Source organism: Diaphorobacter oryzae DSM 22780 (genome assembly GCF_059568935.1).
The window spans coordinates 1-17,861 of record NZ_JCANUL010000005.1; the positions used below are offsets into that span (position 1 = coordinate 1).

The window sequence follows — 17,861 nt, forward strand, 5'->3', positions numbered from 1 at the left end:
GATTACGCAATGATCTTGGCAACGACGCCGGCGCCCACGGTGCGGCCACCTTCGCGGATGGCGAAGCGCAGGCCTTCTTCCATGGCGATGGGGTTGATCAGCTTGACGGTGATCGACACGTTATCACCAGGCATCACCATTTCCTTGTCGGCCGGCAGCTCGATGGAGCCGGTCACGTCGGTGGTGCGGAAGTAGAACTGGGGGCGGTAGTTGTTGAAGAAGGGCGTGTGGCGGCCGCCTTCGTCCTTGCTCAGCACGTACACCTCAGCCGTGAAGTGGGTGTGGGGCTTGATGGAGCCGGGCTTGCACAGCACTTGGCCACGCTCGACGTCTTCGCGCTTGGTGCCGCGCAGCAGCAGACCGACGTTGTCGCCAGCCTGGCCCTGGTCCAGCAGCTTGCGGAACATTTCCACGCCCGTGCAGGTGGTCTTTTGCGTGTCGCGGATGCCGACGATTTCGATTTCTTCGCCGACCTTGATGATGCCGCGCTCGACGCGGCCGGTCACCACGGTACCGCGGCCGGAGATGGAGAACACGTCTTCCACGGGCATCAGGAAGGCGCCGTCCACGGCGCGCTCGGGCGTCGGGATGTAGGTGTCCAGTGCCTCAGCCAGGCGCAGGATGGCGGGCTCGCCCTTGTCGGACTGGTCGCCTTCCAGGGCCAGCTTGGCCGAGCCGCGGATGATGGGGGTGTCGTCGCCGGGGAAGTCGTACTTGTCCAGCAGTTCGCGCACTTCCATTTCGACGAGTTCCAGCAGTTCCTCGTCGTCCACCATGTCGCACTTGTTCAGGAACACGATGATGTAGGGCACGCCCACCTGGCGGGCCAGCAGGATGTGCTCGCGGGTCTGGGGCATCGGGCCGTCAGCGGCCGAGCACACCAGGATGGCGCCGTCCATCTGGGCGGCACCGGTGATCATGTTCTTGACGTAGTCGGCGTGGCCGGGGCAGTCCACGTGGGCGTAGTGGCGAGTGGACGTTTCGTATTCCACGTGCGAGGTGTTGATCGTGATGCCACGCGCCTTTTCTTCGGGGGCGTTGTCGATCTGGTCGTAGCCCTTGGCTTCGCCGCCGAACTTCTTGGACAGCACCGTGGCGATGGCCGCCGTCAGCGTCGTCTTGCCATGGTCCACGTGACCGATCGTGCCCACGTTCACGTGGGGCTTGGTACGCTCAAACTTACCTTTTGCCATTTTCAAACTCCAAAAGAGCAATGCCTGTGTGAGGGTTTAACGTCTGCACCCGGTTGCTGGTTCGGCCCGCACAGTGCCACAGGACGGCACCGGATCGCAGATTGCAAGAAACTTGCTATAAATATCAGAGCTGCTAGCGCTTGGTACACAAGCACTAGCAGCCCTTTTGGCCTAAAACCAGCTTACTTGGCGCGAGCCGCGACGATGGCTTCGGACACGTTGCGCGGAGCTTCGGCGTAGTGCTTGAACTCCATCGTGTACGTGGCGCGGCCCTGCGTCATGGAGCGCAGTTGCGTGGCGTAGCCGAACATTTCGGACAGCGGCACCTCGGCCTTGATAGCCTTGCCACCGCCCACCATGTCGTCCATGCCCTGCACCATGCCGCGGCGGGACGACAGGTCGCCCATGACGGTGCCGGCGTAGTCTTCGGGCGTTTCCACTTCCACGGCCATCATCGGCTCGAGGATCACGGGGCTGGCCTTGCGAGCGGCCTCCTTGAAACCAAAGATGGCAGCCATCTTGAACGCCTGCTCGGACGAGTCCACGTCGTGGTACGAACCGAAGGTCAGACGGACCTTGACGTCCACCACCGGGTAGCCGGCCAGCACGCCGCTGGTCAGGGCTTCGACCACGCCCTTTTCCACCGCGGGGATGTACTCGCGCGGCACCACGCCACCCTTGATTTCGTCGACGAACTCGAAGCCCTTGCCGGCTTCCTGGGGTTCCAGCGTGAACACCACGTGGCCGTACTGACCCTTACCGCCGGACTGGCGAACGAACTTGCCGTCCACATCGGTCACGGTCTTGCGCACGGTTTCGCGGTAGGCCACCTGGGGCTTGCCCACGTTGGCTTCCACGCCGAATTCGCGCTTCATGCGGTCCACGATGATTTCCAGGTGCAGCTCGCCCATACCGGCGATGATGGTCTGACCGGACTCTTCGTCGGTACGCACGCGGAAGGACGGGTCTTCGGAGGCCAGGCGCGACAGGGCGATGCCCATCTTTTCCTGGTCGGCCTTGGACTTGGGTTCCACGGCCTGTGCAATCACGGGCTCGGGGAAGACCATCTTTTCCAGCGTGATGTGCGCGTCAACGTCGCACAGCGTGTCACCGGTGGTCACTTCCTTCAGGCCCACGCAGGCAGCGATGTCGCCGGCGCGGATTTCGTCGATTTCCTGGCGCTCGTTGGCGTGCATCTGCACGATACGGCCGATACGCTCCTTCTTGCCCTTGACGGCGTTGAAGACGGTATCACCCTTGCTAAGAACACCCGAGTAGACGCGCACGAACGTCAGCTGGCCCACGAACGGGTCGGTCATCAGCTTGAACGCCAGGGCCGAGAACTTCTCGTTGTCGTCGGCCTTGCGGGTCAGCTTCTTTTCTTCGTCGTCGGGGTCCGTACCCTGCACGTCGGGGATGTCCACCGGCGAGGGCAGCAGGTCCAGCACCGCGTCGAGCATGCGCTGCACGCCCTTGTTCTTGAAGGCCGAACCGCACAGCATGGGCTGGATTTCGGTGGCGATCGTGCGCTGGCGCAGGCCGGCGACGATTTCGGCTTCGGACAGCGTGCCTTCTTCCAGGTACTTGTTCATGAGGTCTTCGCTGGCTTCTGCAGCCGCTTCGACCATGTTCTCGCGCCACTTGTTGCAGGTCTCGACCAGCTCAGCGGGAATGTCGCGGTATTCGAACTTCATGCCCTGGGAAGCCTCGTCCCAGAAGATGGCCTTCATCTTGACCAGATCGACCACGCCCTGGAAGTTGTCTTCGGCGCCGATCGGCACCACGATGGGCACGGGGTTGGCCTTCAGGCGCAGCTTCATCTGGTCCACGACCTTGAAGAAGTTGGCGCCGGTGCGGTCCATCTTGTTCACGAAGGCCAGGCGCGGCACCTTGTGCTTGTTGGCCTGGCGCCACACCGTTTCAGACTGGGGCTGCACGCCGCCCACGGCGCAGTACACCATCACGGCGCCGTCGAGCACGCGCATGGAACGCTCCACCTCGATGGTGAAGTCCACGTGGCCCGGGGTGTCGATGATGTTGATGCGGTGCTCGGGGCGGGACAGGTCCATGCCCTTCCAGAAGCAGGTCACGGCAGACGAGGTGATCGTGATGCCGCGCTCTTGTTCCTGCTCCATCCAGTCGGTGGTGGCAGCGCCGTCGTGCACTTCGCCCAGCTTGTGGGTCACGCCCGTGTAGAACAGGATGCGCTCGGACGTCGTGGTCTTGCCAGCGTCGATGTGTGCCGAAATACCGATATTGCGGTAGCGCTCAAGGGGGGTTTTGCGAGCCATGATAAATCCTTGGTTGATCGCTCTTGGGGGGCTGGCCGCGCACACCTGCGCGGCTGCTGTCTTTCACGGGGCCTCAATCAACACAAGGCCGCAGCGTGTTTGTGCACGCCTGCGGCCTTTATCGTGTTCAGAAGTGAACCCCTGATGACTTCCGCTTGAATTAGAAGCGGAAGTGGCTGAACGCTCGGTTGGCTTCGGCCATGCGGTGCACTTCGTCACGGCGCTTCATGGCGCCGCCACGGCCTTCCGTGGCTTCCATCAGCTCGCTGGCCAGGCGCTGGGCCATGGACTTCTCGCCACGCTTGCGGGCGGCTTCCTTGATCCAGCGCATCGACAGCGCCAGGCGACGCACGGGACGCACTTCCACGGGCACCTGGTAGTTGGCACCGCCCACGCGGCGGGACTTCACTTCGACCATCGGCTTCACGTTGTTGATGGCCGTGACGAACACTTCCAGAGCATCCTTCTCGGGCTGCTTCTTGGAGATCAGCTCCAGGGCGCCATAGATGATGCGCTCTGCAACTGCCTTTTTGCCGCCTTCCATGATCACGTTCATGAATTTGGACAGCTCTACGTTGCCGAACTTGGGATCCGGCAGGATTTCACGTTTGGGGACTTCGCGACGACGTGGCATTTTTTACCTCTATCTTGCTTCAGTTGGCGCCATCTCGGGCACCGCGAGAGCCATCAGGACTCCCACTTACTCGACCCGCGCAAACCATTTGCGTGAGGGTCACTACGCTGCACCTTCCGCGCCACGCGGGGGACACAGCACCGAAAATTTGCAAAAGCCTGATTACTTGGCCTTCGGCTTCTTGGCACCGTACTTGGAACGGGCTTGCTTACGGTCCTTGACGCCTTGCAGGTCCAGGGAGCCGCGCACGATGTGGTAACGCACACCGGGCAAGTCCTTCACACGACCGCCACGCACCAGCACCACGCTGTGCTCTTGCAGGTTGTGGCCTTCACCGCCGATGTACGAGATCACCTCGAAACCGTTGGTCAGGCGCACCTTGGCGACCTTACGCAGAGCGGAGTTAGGCTTCTTCGGCGTCGTGGTGTACACGCGGGTGCACACGCCACGGCGCTGGGGGCAGTTTTCCATGGCAGGGCTCTTGGATTTGACAACTTCGACCGTGCGGCCCTGACGCACGAGTTGGTTAATGGTTGGCATTAATACGTCCCTAAACGTGAATTGCTATGAAAAGCGAAAACGTGAATCCCTTCGGAAATTCCGAAAAGCTTTCTAATGTACCAGCTTGACGCGATATGGGCAATCGCCCCGCCCAAAGCCCGCGGCCGCTCCGGACTCGCCCGGCGCGGCCGCCAGCCCTGGCGCCGGCTTACTTGATCCAGAGGCGGATGGCATCCCAGGCGCGGCCGAAGATGCCCGCCTGTGCCACGTCCTCCAGCGCCACCAGGGGCACCTCGGCCACCTGGTGCTCGCCCAGCTTCACCTTCAGCGTGCCGATGGACTGGCCCTTGGTGAAGGGCGCGATCAGCGGGTCCTGGCGCACGATCTCCGTGCTCACCTTGCCGGCACTGCCCGAGGGCACGGTGATGACGATGGCGTCGGGGCGGCCGATCTTGAGCGTGCTTTGCGTGCCCTTCCAGACGGCCGGCGTGGCGGCGGCCTGGCCGGCGTCGAACAGCTTCACGGCGTCGAACGCCGTGTAGCCCCAGTTCAGCAGCTTCTGGCTCTCGTTGGCGCGGGCGTTCTCGCTGGCGGCGCCGAGCACGATGGACAGCAGGCGGCGCTGGCCGACGTTCGGGAAATCGCGGCGGGACGTGGCCACCAGGCAGTAGCCGGCGGCGGCCGTGTGGCCGGTCTTCAGGCCGTCGACCGTCGGGTCACGGAACAGCAGCATGTTGCGGTTGTTGCTGTTGGATGCCGGCGTGCCCTCGTAGCGGTACTGCTTGGTGGCGTAGTAGTGCAGGTGTTCCGGGAAATCCTGCATCAGCCGCGTGGCCAGCGTGGCCAGGTCGCGCGCCGTCGTGATGTGGCCGGGCTCCGTCAGGCCCTCGGGGTTCTTGTAGCTCGTGCCCGCCATGCCCAGGGCCTTGGCCTGCTCGTTCATCAGGCGCACGAAGTTCTCCACCGTGCCGCCCACGCCCTCGGCCAGGGCCACGGTCGCGTCGTTGCCGGATTGCACGATCATGCCCTTGAGCAGGTCGTCCACCGGCACCTGCATCTTGGGGTCGATGAACATGCGCGAGCCCGGCATCTTCCAGGCGCGCTCGCTCACGGGCAGCCTTTGCTCCAGCGTGACCTTCTTGGCGCGCAGCGCGTCGAAGACCAGGTAGCCGGTCATGAGCTTGGTCAGCGAAGCCTGCTCCACCGGTGCGTCAATGTCCTTCTCGGCCAGCACCTGGCCGGCCGTCACGTCCACCAGCAGGTAGTTGCGGGCGGCGATCTCGGGCGGCTGAGGCGCCTGGGCCCAGAGGATGGCGGGGGCCATCAGGGCGGCGCAGGCAAGGGATCGCAACGAGGACAGGGAAAACTTCATGGTGAAAACGGGCACTCGGGAAACAGAGGTAACAAACCGGTCGGCATGACCGGTGGCGGAGATGCGCGCCACGCCGCCTGCGGCGGCGCGGTGCGCCGTCAGAGCGTGGCCTGCAGGTGGCGCATGACCAAGCCCTTGAGCAGGGGCAATTGTCCGTGAAAGAAATGACCGCCCCCGGGCACAACCGTAACCGGCAGTGTCTGGGGCCGCGCCCAGTCCATCACGGCGGCAAGGGGCACGGTGTCGTCGGCCTCGCCGTGCACGACCAGGGTGCGCAGCTGGGCCTCGGGCGGCACCGGCGCCACCGTGAAGCGGCTGGCCGCCGTGCCCACAAGCACGGCGCGCTCCACGGCACGCTCGCCCCACAGCCGCGCGAGCGCGTGGCTGGTCACGAAGGCGCCGAAGGAGAAACCGGCCAGCGCGATCGGCCCCTCGGGCGCCGCCTGGCGCACCACGGCCAGCAGGTCGTCGAGCTCACCGCGCCCCTCGTCGTGCGTGCCGGCCGTGCCGCCCACGCCGCGGAAGTTGAAGCGCACGGCCGTCCAGCCGCTGGCCGCGAAGGCGCGCGCCAGTGTCTGCACCACCTTGTTGTCCATGGTGCCGCCGAACAGCGGATGCGGATGGGCGATCACGGCCACGCCGCGCGCGCCGCCGCCTGCGGGCGGCATGGCCGCGTCGCGCAGCGCTTCGATGGCCCCCGCGGGGCCGTTGAGGGTCAGGCGTTCGGTCTGGGCGTTCACGTCAGGCTATCAAAAACAATAGCTGCCGGCGCTTGATGGTCAAGCGCCGCAGCCTTAAAACACTATCAACCAGGGGAGAGAGCGCGAATCAGCGCCCAAGTTCCGGCGGCGTGAGCAGTCGTTCCACCACCTGGCCGTTCTTGAGGTGCGACTCCACGATCTCGTCGATGTCGCTCTCGTCCACATAGGTGTACCAGGTGCCTTCGGGATAGACCACGGCGATGGGGCCGCCGGCGCAGCGGTCCAGGCAGCCGGCCTTGTTCACGCGCACCTTGCCGGGACCCGTCAGGCCCTGCTCCTTGACCAGCATCTTGCAGCGCTCGAACGCCTGCTGCGCGCCGTGGTGGGCGCAGCAGTTTTCGCCGTTGGCGCGCTCGTTGAGGCAGAAGAAGATATGGCGCTGGTAGTACTGGGAAGTGGTATCGCTCATGGACGGATTCTAGGTTTCGCTGTCGCGCCGCGACACCCGCAGCACCACATACACCAGTGCGGCATAGGGCCAGAGCCAACCCAGCCACTGGCCCAGACCGTAGAAGCGGATGAAGCGCCCCTGCTCCCAGGCCTGCAGCGTCTGCGCGAAGTAGGCGCTGGTGGGCGCCTGGTTGAGCAGGTTCAGGTGCAGCATCAGCGCCAGCAGCAGCAGGGCCGCGCAGCCCCGCCGCGGCACGGCCACCAGCAGCAGTGCCGCGCCCAGGCCCGCCACCACGCCCGCCCGCGCCGCCGGCGTGAGCCATTCCCACGCATGGGCCGGGCCGTAGCTCAGCAGCGAGGACAGGGCCGTCACCGCCACGCCGATGGCCACCGTGGCCAGCGCGAACACGGCCCGCCGCCCCAGGTGGCGCATGATGCAGTGGCCCAGCAGGCAGGGGATCAGGAGCCCCAGCGCCACGGCCAGCAGCTCGGCGCCGGGCGACAGCGGCTCCAGGGGCGCCTCGCGCACCGGCAGCCACTCCAGGAACGGCGTGTCCTCCAGCAGTTCGATGAGCGCGGACTCCAGCCGCTCCCACACCTGGCCCAGCCCGAAGGGCAGCGCCGCGGGAAACAGCAGCGCCCAGGGCCACAGGGCCAGCAGCACCAGGGCCCCGCGCGCCTGGGGCACGAACCAGCGCTCGCGAAAGCGGCTCCAGCGTGCGATGGCGCCCAGGCGCTCCAGCAGCGTCGCCGCCAGCGCGCCCAGCAGCGTGCCCGCCGCGTTGAGCGCCAGGTCCATGTTGGACGGCACGCGCCGCGGCAGGAAGATCTGCAGATACTCCATGCCCAGCGACAGCGCGGCCCCCGCCAGCGCCGCCAGCACGGTCACCAGCGCGGCCGAGCGCGGCCACCCGGTGCGCAGCAGCGCCAGCGCCAGCAAGAAACCCAGCGGCGCATAGCCGGCCAGGTTCATGTTGACGTCGAACCAGGTCCAGTACGGCGGCGGGATGCGCGCCGAGAAGAACACCCAGGGCGAGATGCCCTGCTCGCGCCAGCCGTCGAACGGGAACAGGCTGGCAAAGACGATCAGCGCCGCATAGATGAGCGCCAGGGGCCAGGCCGATGTCTTGTGCATGCCGTATCAATCATCCTTTGCACCGCGGCCCACCCGCCCGAAGGCCGCGGAGCAGGCCATGCCAGCAGGCGCCGCGGAGCGGGCTTGGCCCGGCCGCTGGCGCCGTCCCCCTGCGGGGGAAGGCGCGCAGCGCCTCAGGGGGGCCCGCATATCAGAACGGCTTGACCACCACCAGCACCACGGCCACCACCAGCAGCAGCACCGGCACCTCGTTGAACCAGCGGAACCAGCGGTGGCTGTGCTGGTCGGTGTTCGCCGCCAGCCTGGCGCACAGTACGGCGCAGGCCCAGTGGTAGACCACGACCAGCAGCACCACGGTCAGCTTGGCGTGCATCCAGCCATTGCCCGGCCCGAAGCCGATGCCGTAGCCTAGCCACAGCCACAGGCCCAGGCCGATGGCCGGCACCGCCAGCAAGGTGGTGAAGCGCAGCAGCTTGCGCGCCATCAGCAGCAGCCGCTCGCGCTCGGCCACCGAGCCCGGCGCCACCATGGCCAGGTTGACGAAGATGCGCGGCAGGTAGAACAGGCCAGCGAACCAGCTGGCGACGAAGACGATGTGAAAGGCTTTGACCCAGAGCATCGGCGCAGTGTACGTGGCGCACCGCGCGCGCGGCCCGCGACCAAAAAAGATGCCCGGCAGGACCGGGCGGGAAAACCTTGCCGCAGCTTGCCTGGCAAGGCCCCGCTCAGGGAGGTAAAGCGGGGGGCGGCGCGGCCGCCCGGGGGCAATCTAGCACTCGTGCGCGCCCGGCGCAAGCCGTGCCGCACCCGGGCCGGTGCGACTGCGCCAGCGCAAGGGTGCCCGGGCGCAATGTGGCGCACAATTTGTGCCCATGCATCTGTCCAGCCCCACCCCCTTCCCCGCCAACCGCCCGCGCCGCCTGCGCCGCGACGCCTTCACCCGCAACCTGGTGCGCGAGAACCTGCTCACGCCGCACGATTTTATCTATCCCGTGTTCGTGCACGAGGGCGCCAACCTGCGCGTACCCGTGTCCTCCATGCCCGGCGTGGAGCGCCTGAGCCTGGACCTGCTGCTGCCCGTGGCCGAGGAATGCGTGCGGCTGGGCATCCCCGTGCTGGCGCTGTTCCCGTCGATCGACGGCGCGCTGAAGACGCCCGACGGCAAGGAGGCGCTGAACCCCGAGGGCCTGATCCCGCGCGTGGTGCGCAGGCTCAAGGCCGAGTTCCCCGAGCTGGGCGTGATGACCGACGTGGCGCTGGACCCCTACACCAGCCACGGCCAGGACGGCATGCTCGACGCCACGGGCTACATCCTGAACGACGAGACCGTGGAGCTGCTCGTGGGCCAGGCCCTCACGCATGCCCAGGCCGGCGTGGACATGATCGCGCCCAGCGACATGATGGACGGGCGCATCGGCGCCATCCGCGACACGCTGGAGGCCCATGGCCACGTCCACACCCGCATCATGGCCTACAGCGCCAAGTACGCCAGCGCCTTCTACGGCCCGTTCCGCGACGCCGTGGGCTCCAGCGCCAACCTGGGCGCCAGCAACAAGAACGTCTACCAGATGGACCCGGCCAACACCGACGAGGCCCTGCGCGAGGTGGCGCTGGACCTGGCCGAGGGCGCCGACATGGTCATGGTCAAGCCCGGCATGCCCTACCTGGACGTGGTGCGCCGCGTGAAGGACGAGTTCCGCGTGCCCACCTTCGCCTACCAGGTCAGCGGCGAATACGCCATGCTCAAGGCCGCCGCGGCCAACGGCTGGCTGGACCACGACAAGGTGATGATGGAGTCGCTGCTGGCCTTCAAGCGCGCGGGCGCCGACGGCGTGCTGACCTACTTCGCGCTCGACGCCGCCCGTCTGCTCACGAAATAAGAGCTGCTCGCGCTTACTACCAAAGCGCTGGAGGCCCATTTGACGCATAAGACCGTACAGGCGATCCGCATCTTCCACCTGCAGCCCGGCGCCAGCGCCCTGGAGCTGCAGGCGCTGCCCACGCAGCCGCCCGCCCAAGGCTTTTACTGGATCGCCTGCACGCGCACGGCCTTCAGCGCCGATCTGCCGCGCCTGCAGGCCACGCTGCAGGCGCTGGCGGGACAGCAGCTGGTGGACCTGCATGTGTCCGACCTGCTCAACGCCCAGCTGCCCTCGCACTACGACTACACCTCGCAGTACGACCTGCTGGTCGTGCGCCGCCTGGGCACCGCGGCGGCCGAGGGCGAGGCCGCCGCCCCGCTGCCCGGCGCCGCCGCCACACGGGGCGGGCCGCCCGTGCTGCGCCGCATCGACACCAGCCCCGTCGGCTTTGCCGTGTTCGACCAGGTGCTGCTGTCCGTGCACCCCGGCGACTGCGGCGTGCGCGACGCCTACGCCGCGCGCCTGACCGGCAGCCCGGCGCCGGGCGCCCGGCCCGCCCCCGCGGCGGCCCCGGCCACGCCCGCCGAGGCCATGGTGCGCGAGCTGCGCACCGGCCCCGTGGCCGGCGCGCGCCTGCCGCTGAGCCCGGCCGACCTGATGCTGCGCGTGGTCAACCACATCGTGGACAACTACCTGGACCTGCGGCGCGAACTGTCGCGCCAGCTCGACCACTGGCAGGCCGAGCTGCTGCGACCCCGCACGCGCTTCACCAACTGGAGCGCCCTGCTGGACGCGCGCCTGACCCTGCACCAGCTCGACGGCATCTGCGAGGACCAGCGCGCCGCCGTGCAGGCCTGGGGCGAGGCGCTGGAGACCTGGGCGCCGCCCGCCGGCAACGCCGCGGCCCTGCGCGAGCTGGACCTGCTCAAGGTGCGCAGCCGCGACGTGCTGGAGCACATCGAGCGCGTGGTGCACCACGTGCGCCGGCTGGAGCAGAGCACCGAGGCGGCCGTGCAGATGCATTTCTCGGTGCAGAGCAACCGCACCAACGACATCATGCGCACGCTCACGGCGCTCACCGCCGTGTTCCTGCCGCTGAACCTGATCGCCGGCATCTTCGGCATGAACTTCGACTTCATCCCGCTGGTGCACAAGCAGGACGGCTTCTGGTGGGCCCTGGGCACCATGAGCGTCATCGCCGCCGCGCTCACGCTGCTGTTCTGGCGCAAGCGCTACCTGGCCCGCACCGGGCGCGGCTGACGGCCGGACACTACCAAAATAATAGCTATCAGCGCTTATCCATCAAGCGCCACAGCCATTTTTTCACTCAAAATCAGCCCACATGCCGGGCCAGGAAGGCCAGGGTGCGTTCGCGTGCCGCCATGGCGGCGGCCTCGTCGTAGCTGCCGCGCTGGTCGCAGTTGAAGCCATGGTCGGCCGCGTACACATGCACCTGCGCCTGGGGGTGGGCGCGCGCGAAGGCCTGCACGCCGTCGAGCGCGATCCAGCGGTCGTGCTCGCCGAAATGCGCCAGCACCGGCACGCGCGGCTGGCGGGCCGCCTCGGCGGGCGTGGTCATGCCGCCGCCGTAGTAGGTGATCGCGGCCGACAGCCCGTCCAGCAGACAGGCCGCGCGCCAGGCCAGCAGCCCGCCCCAGCAAAAGCCCACCACGCCGACCTTGCCGCCGCACTGCCCCGCGGCATAGTCGATGGCGGCCTGGATGTCGGGCATCACGCCCGGCGCGGGCAGGCCCTCCACGGCGGCCTTGAGCGCCACGCCGTCCTGCATGTCCTGCGCGCCGTAACCCAGGTCCACGCCCTGGCGCACCCGCGCGAAGGTGGACGGCGCCACCGCGATGTAGCCGCGCGCGGCCAGCCGGTCGGTGACCGCGCGGATATGGGCGTTGACGCCGAAGATCTCCTGCAGCACCACCACCGCGCCGCGCGGCGCGCCATCGGTGCGCGCCACCCAGGCGGGCAGCACGAAGCCGTCGCTTGATGTCAGATCTACCCACTGTCCCATGTCGTGTTCTCCCCGGGCCGAGCGGAACGCGGCGCCTCCGCCAGGGGGCTGAAACCTGTTCCAATGCGCCATTCTTGCAGGAGTCATCCCTTCATGGACCTGAAGCCCCTCATCACCTTGCTGGCCATCGTGAACCCGCTGGCCATCGTGCCGTTCTTCATCCACTACACCAGCGGCTTCAGCGCCGCGCAGCGCCGGCGCACCGTCCAGGTGGCGGCATTCAGCGCGTTCTGCGTGATCGCGGCCTGCGCCCTCATCGGGCTGCAGGTGCTGGACTTCTTCAACATCTCGCTGCAGAGCTTCCAGGTGGGCGGCGGCATGCTGCTCCTGATCAGCGCCATGAACATGCTGAACGCCCAGCCGGCCGAGGCCAAGCCCCACACCAACGACCTGGAGGAAGGCGCCGAGAAGGCCGCGCAGGGCTCCAGCATCGCCGTGGTGCCGCTCACCATTCCGCTGCTCACCGGGCCGGCCGCCATGTCCACCGTGGTGATCTACGCCGACCGCGCGCAGACCGCCTGGCAGCATGTGGCGCTGGTGGGCTACGGCGTGGTGGTGGGCGCCGCCACGGCCCTGTGCTTCGCGCTGGCCGAGCCCATCGAGCGCGTGCTGGGCAAAACCGGCATCAACGTGATGACGCGGCTCATGGGCCTGATCCTGGCCGCGCTGGCGGTGGAGGTGATGGCCGACGGCCTGAGCAAGCTGTTCCCCATCCTCGCCACGCGCTGAGCGCGGCGCGGCTCAGCCGGCCGGCGCGTCCTCGATGCGGTTGCGCCCGCCGCGCTTGGCCCGGTAGAGCCGGCGGTCCACCTCCTGCAGGAACTGCGTCGGGTCGTCGTGCGGGCCCGGAATGGCGGCACCGATGCCTACGCTGAGCGTGAGCCGCGGGCCGATCGGCGAGTCCGCATGCGCGATGCCCGCGCCCGCGATCTCCTGCATGCAACGCTCGGCCACGGCGCGCGCCGCCGCCGTGTCGCTGCCGGGCAGCAGCAGCACGAACTCCTCGCCGCCGTAGCGCGCCAGGAAGTCGCGCGGGCGGCAGGCGGCGCTGTCGAGCGCCCGGGCCACGCGCTTGAGGCATTCGTCGCCCTCCACATGGCCGTAGCGGTCGTTGTAGCGCTTGAAGAAGTCCACGTCGAAGAGCAGCAGCGCCAGCGGCTGCAGCTCGCGCCGCGCGGCCAGCCACTCGCGGTCGAACACCGCGTCGAACTTGCGGCGGTTGTTCACCCCGGTGAGCCCGTCGCGGAAGGACAGCTCCTCCAGCTCCTGCTGCAGGCTCAGCAGCTTTTCCTCGCTCTGCTTGCGCTCGGTGATGTCGAACATGAAGCCCACCAGCGACACCACGTTGCCCTGCAGATCGCGCACCACATGCACCACGTCGCGGATCCACACATAGTCGCCCCGCGTGGTGAGGGCGCGGTAGTCGGCCTCGTGGTCCACCCCGCACTGCGACTGCGTGACGCAGAAGTTGACGACGCGCTCGCGGTCGTCGGGGTGCATGCGGTCGGCCCAGTCCTGCACCGTGCGCCAGCTCGTGGGCTCCCAGCCCAGCAGGCTCTCGATCTGCGGCCCGATGTAGGCGAAGGTCGCCGTGGCCCAGTCGATCTTCCAGGGAATGGCCCGCGTGGATTCCAGCAGGGTGCGGTAGAGCGCGCTGTCGGGGGCGGTGGACATGGTGGTCGGCAAGCGGGCAATGGATACGCGGCAAGCTTAGCAGGACAAGCGGTCAGGCCGCCACCCCAACGACCCTCCCCCATTCCGCCCGAGAGCTGTTGACACAGCGCAAGCCGTGCGGGCCACGGCCTATCCAGACCGGCCCAACCGTGGAAACATGGCAGGCATGAAGAGGATCAAGACCGGCTTGGCAGGGCTGTTCGCGGGCCTGACCGCGCTGTGGCTGCTGGCCGAGGCGCCGGCGCTGGGCGCGGCCCGGGGGTTTTTCGACTGGCGCCACCTGCTGGTGCAGTACTCGGGCGTGCTGGCCATGGGCGCCATGTCGGCCGCCATGCTGCTGGCGGTGCGCCCCGCCTGGCTGGAGTCCCGCCTGCACGGGCTCGACAAGATGTACCGTCTGCACAAATGGCTGGGCATCGCCGGCCTGGTGCTGGCCATCGCCCACTGGCTCTGTGCCCAGGGGCCCAAGTGGCTGGTGCGGGCGGGGCTGCTGGAGCGGCCCGCGCGCGGGCCGCGCGCCGAGGAGACGCAGGAGGTCCTGCGCCTGCTGCGCAGCCTGCGCGGCCTGGCCGAGGACCTGGGCGAGCAGGCCTTCTACGCGGCCGTGGTCCTGATCGCCCTGGCGCTGATACGGCGCTTCCCCTACCGCCATTTCTTTCGCACCCACCGCTGGCTGGCGCTGGTCTATCTGGTGCTGGTGTTCCACTCCGTGGTCCTGGCCAGCTTCCCCTACTGGGGCCAGCCCCTGGGCTGGGCGATGGGCCTGCTGCTGGCCGCCGGCACCGTGGCCGCCGGCATCAGCCTGCTGCGGCGCATCGGCGTGCGGCGCAAGGCGGTGGGCGAGATCGTGGAGGTGGGCTTCCTTGAGGGCGTGCAGGTCAATGCCGTCGCCATCCAGCTCAAGGACCAGTGGGCCGGCCACGAGGCCGGACAGTTCGCCTTCGTGACCTTCGACGAGCGCGAGGGCCCGCACCCGTTCACCATTTCCTCGGCCTGGGAGGGCGACGGCCGGCTGCTGTTCCTCATCAAGGCCCTGGGCGACTACACGCGCACCCTTCGGCACGCGCTGCGGCCGGGCGACCCCGTCACGGTGGAGGGGCCCTACGGGCGCTTCCGGTTCGAGGGCAGCGCGCAGCGGCAGATCTGGATCGGCGCGGGCATCGGCGTGACGCCCTTCGTGGCGCGCATGAAGGCGCTGGCAGCCCAGCCCGACGGCCGCAGCGTGGACCTGTTCCACTCCACGGCCCAGGTGGACGAGCGGGCCCTGGACCTGCTGCGCGCCGATGCCGCGGCCGCCGGCGTGCGCCTGCACCTGATCCTGTCGGAGCGCGACGGCCGCCTGACGGGCGAGCGCCTGCGGGCCGCCGTGCCCGACTGGGCGCAGGCCGATGTGTGGTTCTGCGGCCCCACCGCCTTCGGCGACGCCATGCGCCAGGACCTTACGGCGCACGGGCTGCCGGCCGAACGCTTCCACCAGGAGCTGTTCCAGATGCGCTGAGGCGAGCGCACCCGCTTGAGATATTAAAACAATAGCTGCTTGCGCTTACCCTGATTGGCCAGAGGCCTGATTTCTTCTAAATCCGCGCTCAGGCCGCCACGGCCGCGGGCGTGCCCGCTGTGGCCTCGTCATCGCCCGAGGCGCAGGCGCCGCCGCAGCCGTGGATGAGGTCGGCCGGCAGCGCGTCGGGCGCCTGCACCGTGCCGGTGGCGGGGTCGAAGCCCACGCGCCGCAGGTGCAGCGCCAGGGCCGCATCCATGCTCTGCGTGTGCTGCGGGAACCAGACGGCCAGCTCGGCCGCCATGCCGCGCAGCACGCCCAGCTCACCCTGCGCGGCGCGCTCCGCGCCCTCGCGCATGACCTGCAGCACCACCTTGTGCTGCAGGCTGTGGCAGTTGCCCGAGGCGAAGCGCGTGGACTGCATCCAGCGGTCTTCCTGGCCGAAATGCGCCTCGGTGTGCTGCACCAGTGCCTGCCAGGCGGCGATGAGCCGCGCGTCGTCCGCGCGCTCCACGGCCTGCAGCAGTTCCACGAATTCCTGGTGCGTGTCGTCCATCAGCGGCAAGTCGAGCGCCAGCCCCTCAGACCATTGCAGTGCAGCCATATGCAGTCCTTCCTTCCTGTGCAGCGTGTATGAAGCCGCGCGAGCTTAAGAAAGCGGCCGCACTGGTGCATTGACGCACGTCAGGACATGGCGGCACCACGGGCTGCACAACCCAAAAGCCCCGCCATGGGCGGGGCTCGGAGACAGCGTGTCCCGGCGGGGATTACTGGGCGTAGGCGCGCTTGGCGTCGGCCACGCACTTGTCCTTGGCGTCACCGTTCATGGTGTCGCAGCGCTCCTTGGCCGCCTTGTAACGTGCCTCGCGCTGGGCTTCGGCGGCATCCTTCTGGGCATCGGCCACGTCAGCGCGCTTTTCGGCGGCCGAGTCGGCGGGCTTGGCCTGCTCACGCTGGACCTTGGCCTTTTCCTTGGCTGCCACATGGGCCGCCTTGGCATCCTTCACGCAGATGTCCTTGGCATCGCCCTTCTGGTCGTCGCACTTCTCCTTTGCCACTTCATAGTCGGCATCGGCGCGCGCCTCGTTCACCTTGTAGGTGGCCTTATCGCTGGGCTTGTACTGGGCCTCCAGCTCGGCCTTGGCCACCTTTTCCTTGCCCATGGCTTCCTTGATGCAGACATCCTTGGCATTGCCCTGCAGGGTGTCGCACTGGGCCTTGGCGGCCTTGTAGTCGGCGCCGATGCGGTCCTTGCCAGCGTTGTATTCCTCCTTGGTCATTGCCATGCCGGACGTAGCCATCAGGGCGGCGGCGGCCAGGGCCATCAGATTGCGTGCGTGATTCACGGGTTGTCCTCCAAATTCAGAACGGGTTGCTGGTGGTCTGCCCAAGCGCCGTGGCGCCTGGGCGGTCAGGTCAGTCGTAACGGAAACCGGGGTTGCGCTGTTCCCAGTTCTTGAGCTGCTCCTCGGCGGCTTCCCGGGCCAGGCCATGGCGCTCCTGCAGCTTGCCCAGCAACTGATCGCGCTTGCCGGCGATGACGTCGAGGTCGTCGTCGGTGAGCTTGCCCCACTGCTCCTTCAGCTTGCCCGTGAACTGTTTCCAGTTGCCCTTGATGCGGTCTTCGTTCATGAGTCACTCTCCTGTGCAGTTGTCAAAGGATCGCCTGGCGAACTCCCGCTGCGGCGGTGGCGTTGCGTCAGGCGATGAACGAACTGTAGGCAGCCCCCCGGCGGCGGCGCGTCGGTGTGCAGGAGCCAGCTGCGTCAGCCCAGGGCGATAGCGCCGTGTAGGCCAGCACCCCACCGGGCACGGCAGCACAGGCAAAAAAAAGAGACATGCCGGGGCATGTCTCTGTGCGTTGTGAGGGGGGCCCGCGCGCGCTCAGCGGCCCGTTTGCTCGACCCAGGCGGCCAGCTCGTCGGCCGCCTGCGCGGCGGCCTCGGCCAGGGCCTTGGCGCCGCCGGGGGCATCGGGCGTGGCGGCCGGGCGCCGCACGACGAACACGCGCTGCGCCACCAGGGTCTCGCCCCCGCGGCCGGCGTCGGACAGCATGGCGCGCAGGCGCACCAGGCCCTCGCTGGCGTCCGGGCTGCCGAACACCTGGCTGAACTCCTCCAGCTCCACGCGCAACACGGCGGGCAGGCGGCCCTGGTCCAGCTGCACGGCCATGCCGTCATCGCCCGACAGCACCACCCGGCGCTCGCCCAGGCGCTGGCGCAGAGCCTGCTGCAGCAGGGCCGCGGGCGGCTGGCTCCAGCGCGCCTGGGCGTAGGGGCGCAGCTGCTGGGCGTTGGCATAGGCCAGGCGGTACAGCAGGGCCGAGCTGCCCTCGGGCAGGCCCACGGTGGCCACCTCGCCCAGCGCGATGGGCGGCAGCGGCGCGCGCCGGTCGCTGGGCGCATGCTGCAGGGGGCCGGGGCCGAAGTCGTACACATCGGCGCGCACGGGCGGCTCGGGCAGCACGGAGCAGCCCGCGGCCAGCGCGGCAAAAATCAGGCCAAAAATGGCTTTTGCGCCCGTCCTGCCTGCGCTAGCAGCTATGTTTTCAATAGTATTCATGGCA

At 68.0% G+C, this 17,861-nt stretch carries 19 protein-coding genes; 4 read left to right on the forward strand and 15 right to left on the reverse strand.

Annotated features, from left to right (window positions below):
• Window positions 1–2: 2 nt before the first annotated feature.
• From tuf to BP68_RS09695, 9 genes are all read right to left on the reverse strand, one after another.
• Window positions 3–1,193: an elongation factor Tu gene (gene tuf, locus BP68_RS09655; RefSeq protein WP_496371092.1), complete on the reverse strand. Its 1,191-nt coding sequence runs from the start codon at window positions 1,191–1,193 to the stop codon at window positions 3–5.
• A gap of 182 nt (window positions 1,194–1,375) precedes the next feature.
• Window positions 1,376–3,484: an elongation factor G gene (gene fusA, locus BP68_RS09660; RefSeq protein ID WP_496371095.1), complete on the reverse strand. Its 2,109-nt coding sequence runs from the start codon at window positions 3,482–3,484 to the stop codon at window positions 1,376–1,378.
• 160 nt (window positions 3,485–3,644) lie between these two features.
• Window positions 3,645–4,118 (reverse strand): 30S ribosomal protein S7, encoded by a 474-nt coding sequence (rpsG, locus tag BP68_RS09665; protein ID WP_496371097.1) that lies wholly within the window; start codon window positions 4,116–4,118, stop codon window positions 3,645–3,647.
• 162 nt (window positions 4,119–4,280) lie between these two features.
• Window positions 4,281–4,658 carry a 30S ribosomal protein S12 gene (rpsL, locus tag BP68_RS09670; RefSeq protein ID WP_003059441.1) on the reverse strand — a complete coding sequence of 126 codons (378 nt, stop codon included), beginning with the start codon at window positions 4,656–4,658 and terminating at the stop codon, window positions 4,281–4,283.
• A 169-nt stretch (window positions 4,659–4,827) separates the two neighbouring features.
• The gene (locus BP68_RS09675) at window positions 4,828–5,991 is read right to left on the reverse strand and encodes a D-alanyl-D-alanine carboxypeptidase family protein (protein ID WP_496371099.1); all 1,164 of its coding nucleotides are present in this window, start codon (window positions 5,989–5,991) and stop codon (window positions 4,828–4,830) included.
• Between the two features lie 98 nt (window positions 5,992–6,089).
• Window positions 6,090–6,731, reverse strand: coding sequence for an alpha/beta hydrolase (locus BP68_RS09680; protein WP_496371101.1), 642 nt, complete (start codon window positions 6,729–6,731; stop codon window positions 6,090–6,092).
• Between the two features lie 88 nt (window positions 6,732–6,819).
• Complete coding sequence (locus tag BP68_RS09685) at window positions 6,820–7,161, reverse strand: (2Fe-2S) ferredoxin domain-containing protein (RefSeq protein WP_496371103.1); 342 nt, start codon at window positions 7,159–7,161, stop codon at window positions 6,820–6,822.
• Between the two features lie 9 nt (window positions 7,162–7,170).
• Window positions 7,171–8,277, reverse strand: a complete 1,107-nt coding sequence (locus BP68_RS09690) for a VanZ family protein (RefSeq protein WP_496371105.1) — start codon at window positions 8,275–8,277, stop codon at window positions 7,171–7,173.
• 151 nt (window positions 8,278–8,428) lie between these two features.
• Window positions 8,429–8,857, reverse strand: a complete 429-nt coding sequence (locus tag BP68_RS09695; protein WP_496371107.1) for a CopD family protein — start codon at window positions 8,855–8,857, stop codon at window positions 8,429–8,431.
• A gap of 253 nt (window positions 8,858–9,110) precedes the next feature.
• Between BP68_RS09695 and hemB the strand changes: the two genes are divergently transcribed.
• Both hemB and BP68_RS09705 read left to right on the forward strand, forming a co-directional pair.
• The gene (gene hemB / locus BP68_RS09700) at window positions 9,111–10,118 is read left to right on the forward strand and encodes a porphobilinogen synthase (protein WP_496371109.1); all 1,008 of its coding nucleotides are present in this window, start codon (window positions 9,111–9,113) and stop codon (window positions 10,116–10,118) included.
• Between the two features lie 39 nt (window positions 10,119–10,157).
• Window positions 10,158–11,360: a magnesium transporter CorA family protein gene (locus BP68_RS09705; RefSeq protein ID WP_496371111.1), complete on the forward strand. Its 1,203-nt coding sequence runs from the start codon at window positions 10,158–10,160 to the stop codon at window positions 11,358–11,360.
• 73 nt (window positions 11,361–11,433) lie between these two features.
• On the opposite strand, the gene BP68_RS09710 is transcribed toward BP68_RS09705, so the two are convergent.
• Window positions 11,434–12,123, reverse strand: coding sequence for a dienelactone hydrolase family protein (locus BP68_RS09710; protein WP_496371113.1), 690 nt, complete (start codon window positions 12,121–12,123; stop codon window positions 11,434–11,436).
• Window positions 12,124–12,216: 93 nt separating this feature from the next.
• On the opposite strand from BP68_RS09710, the gene BP68_RS09715 reads away from it, so the two are divergent.
• Window positions 12,217–12,852 (forward strand): MarC family protein, encoded by a 636-nt coding sequence (locus tag BP68_RS09715; protein ID WP_496371115.1) that lies wholly within the window; start codon window positions 12,217–12,219, stop codon window positions 12,850–12,852.
• A gap of 12 nt (window positions 12,853–12,864) precedes the next feature.
• Here BP68_RS09715 and BP68_RS09720 read toward each other — a convergent pair whose 3' ends face one another.
• Complete coding sequence (locus BP68_RS09720; protein ID WP_496371117.1) at window positions 12,865–13,797, reverse strand: GGDEF domain-containing protein; 933 nt, start codon at window positions 13,795–13,797, stop codon at window positions 12,865–12,867.
• A 166-nt stretch (window positions 13,798–13,963) separates the two neighbouring features.
• Here BP68_RS09720 and BP68_RS09725 point away from each other — a divergent pair, with 166 nt between their 5' ends.
• The gene (locus BP68_RS09725; RefSeq protein WP_496371119.1) at window positions 13,964–15,295 is read left to right on the forward strand and encodes a ferredoxin reductase family protein; all 1,332 of its coding nucleotides are present in this window, start codon (window positions 13,964–13,966) and stop codon (window positions 15,293–15,295) included.
• An 88-nt stretch (window positions 15,296–15,383) separates the two neighbouring features.
• Here the strand turns inward: BP68_RS09725 and BP68_RS09730 are convergent, their stop codons facing one another.
• From BP68_RS09730 to BP68_RS09745, 4 genes are all read right to left on the reverse strand, one after another.
• Window positions 15,384–15,899 carry a hemerythrin domain-containing protein gene (locus BP68_RS09730; RefSeq protein WP_496371121.1) on the reverse strand — a complete coding sequence of 172 codons (516 nt, stop codon included), beginning with the start codon at window positions 15,897–15,899 and terminating at the stop codon, window positions 15,384–15,386.
• A 163-nt stretch (window positions 15,900–16,062) separates the two neighbouring features.
• A complete protein-coding gene (locus tag BP68_RS09735) occupies window positions 16,063–16,641 on the reverse strand; it encodes a hypothetical protein (RefSeq protein WP_496371123.1) in 579 nt (192 codons plus the stop codon).
• Window positions 16,642–16,711: 70 nt separating this feature from the next.
• Complete coding sequence (locus BP68_RS09740) at window positions 16,712–16,927, reverse strand: CsbD family protein (protein WP_496371125.1); 216 nt, start codon at window positions 16,925–16,927, stop codon at window positions 16,712–16,714.
• A 252-nt stretch (window positions 16,928–17,179) separates the two neighbouring features.
• Complete coding sequence (locus BP68_RS09745; protein ID WP_496371127.1) at window positions 17,180–17,857, reverse strand: ABC-type transport auxiliary lipoprotein family protein; 678 nt, start codon at window positions 17,855–17,857, stop codon at window positions 17,180–17,182.
• Window positions 17,858–17,861: the final 4 nt, after the last annotated feature.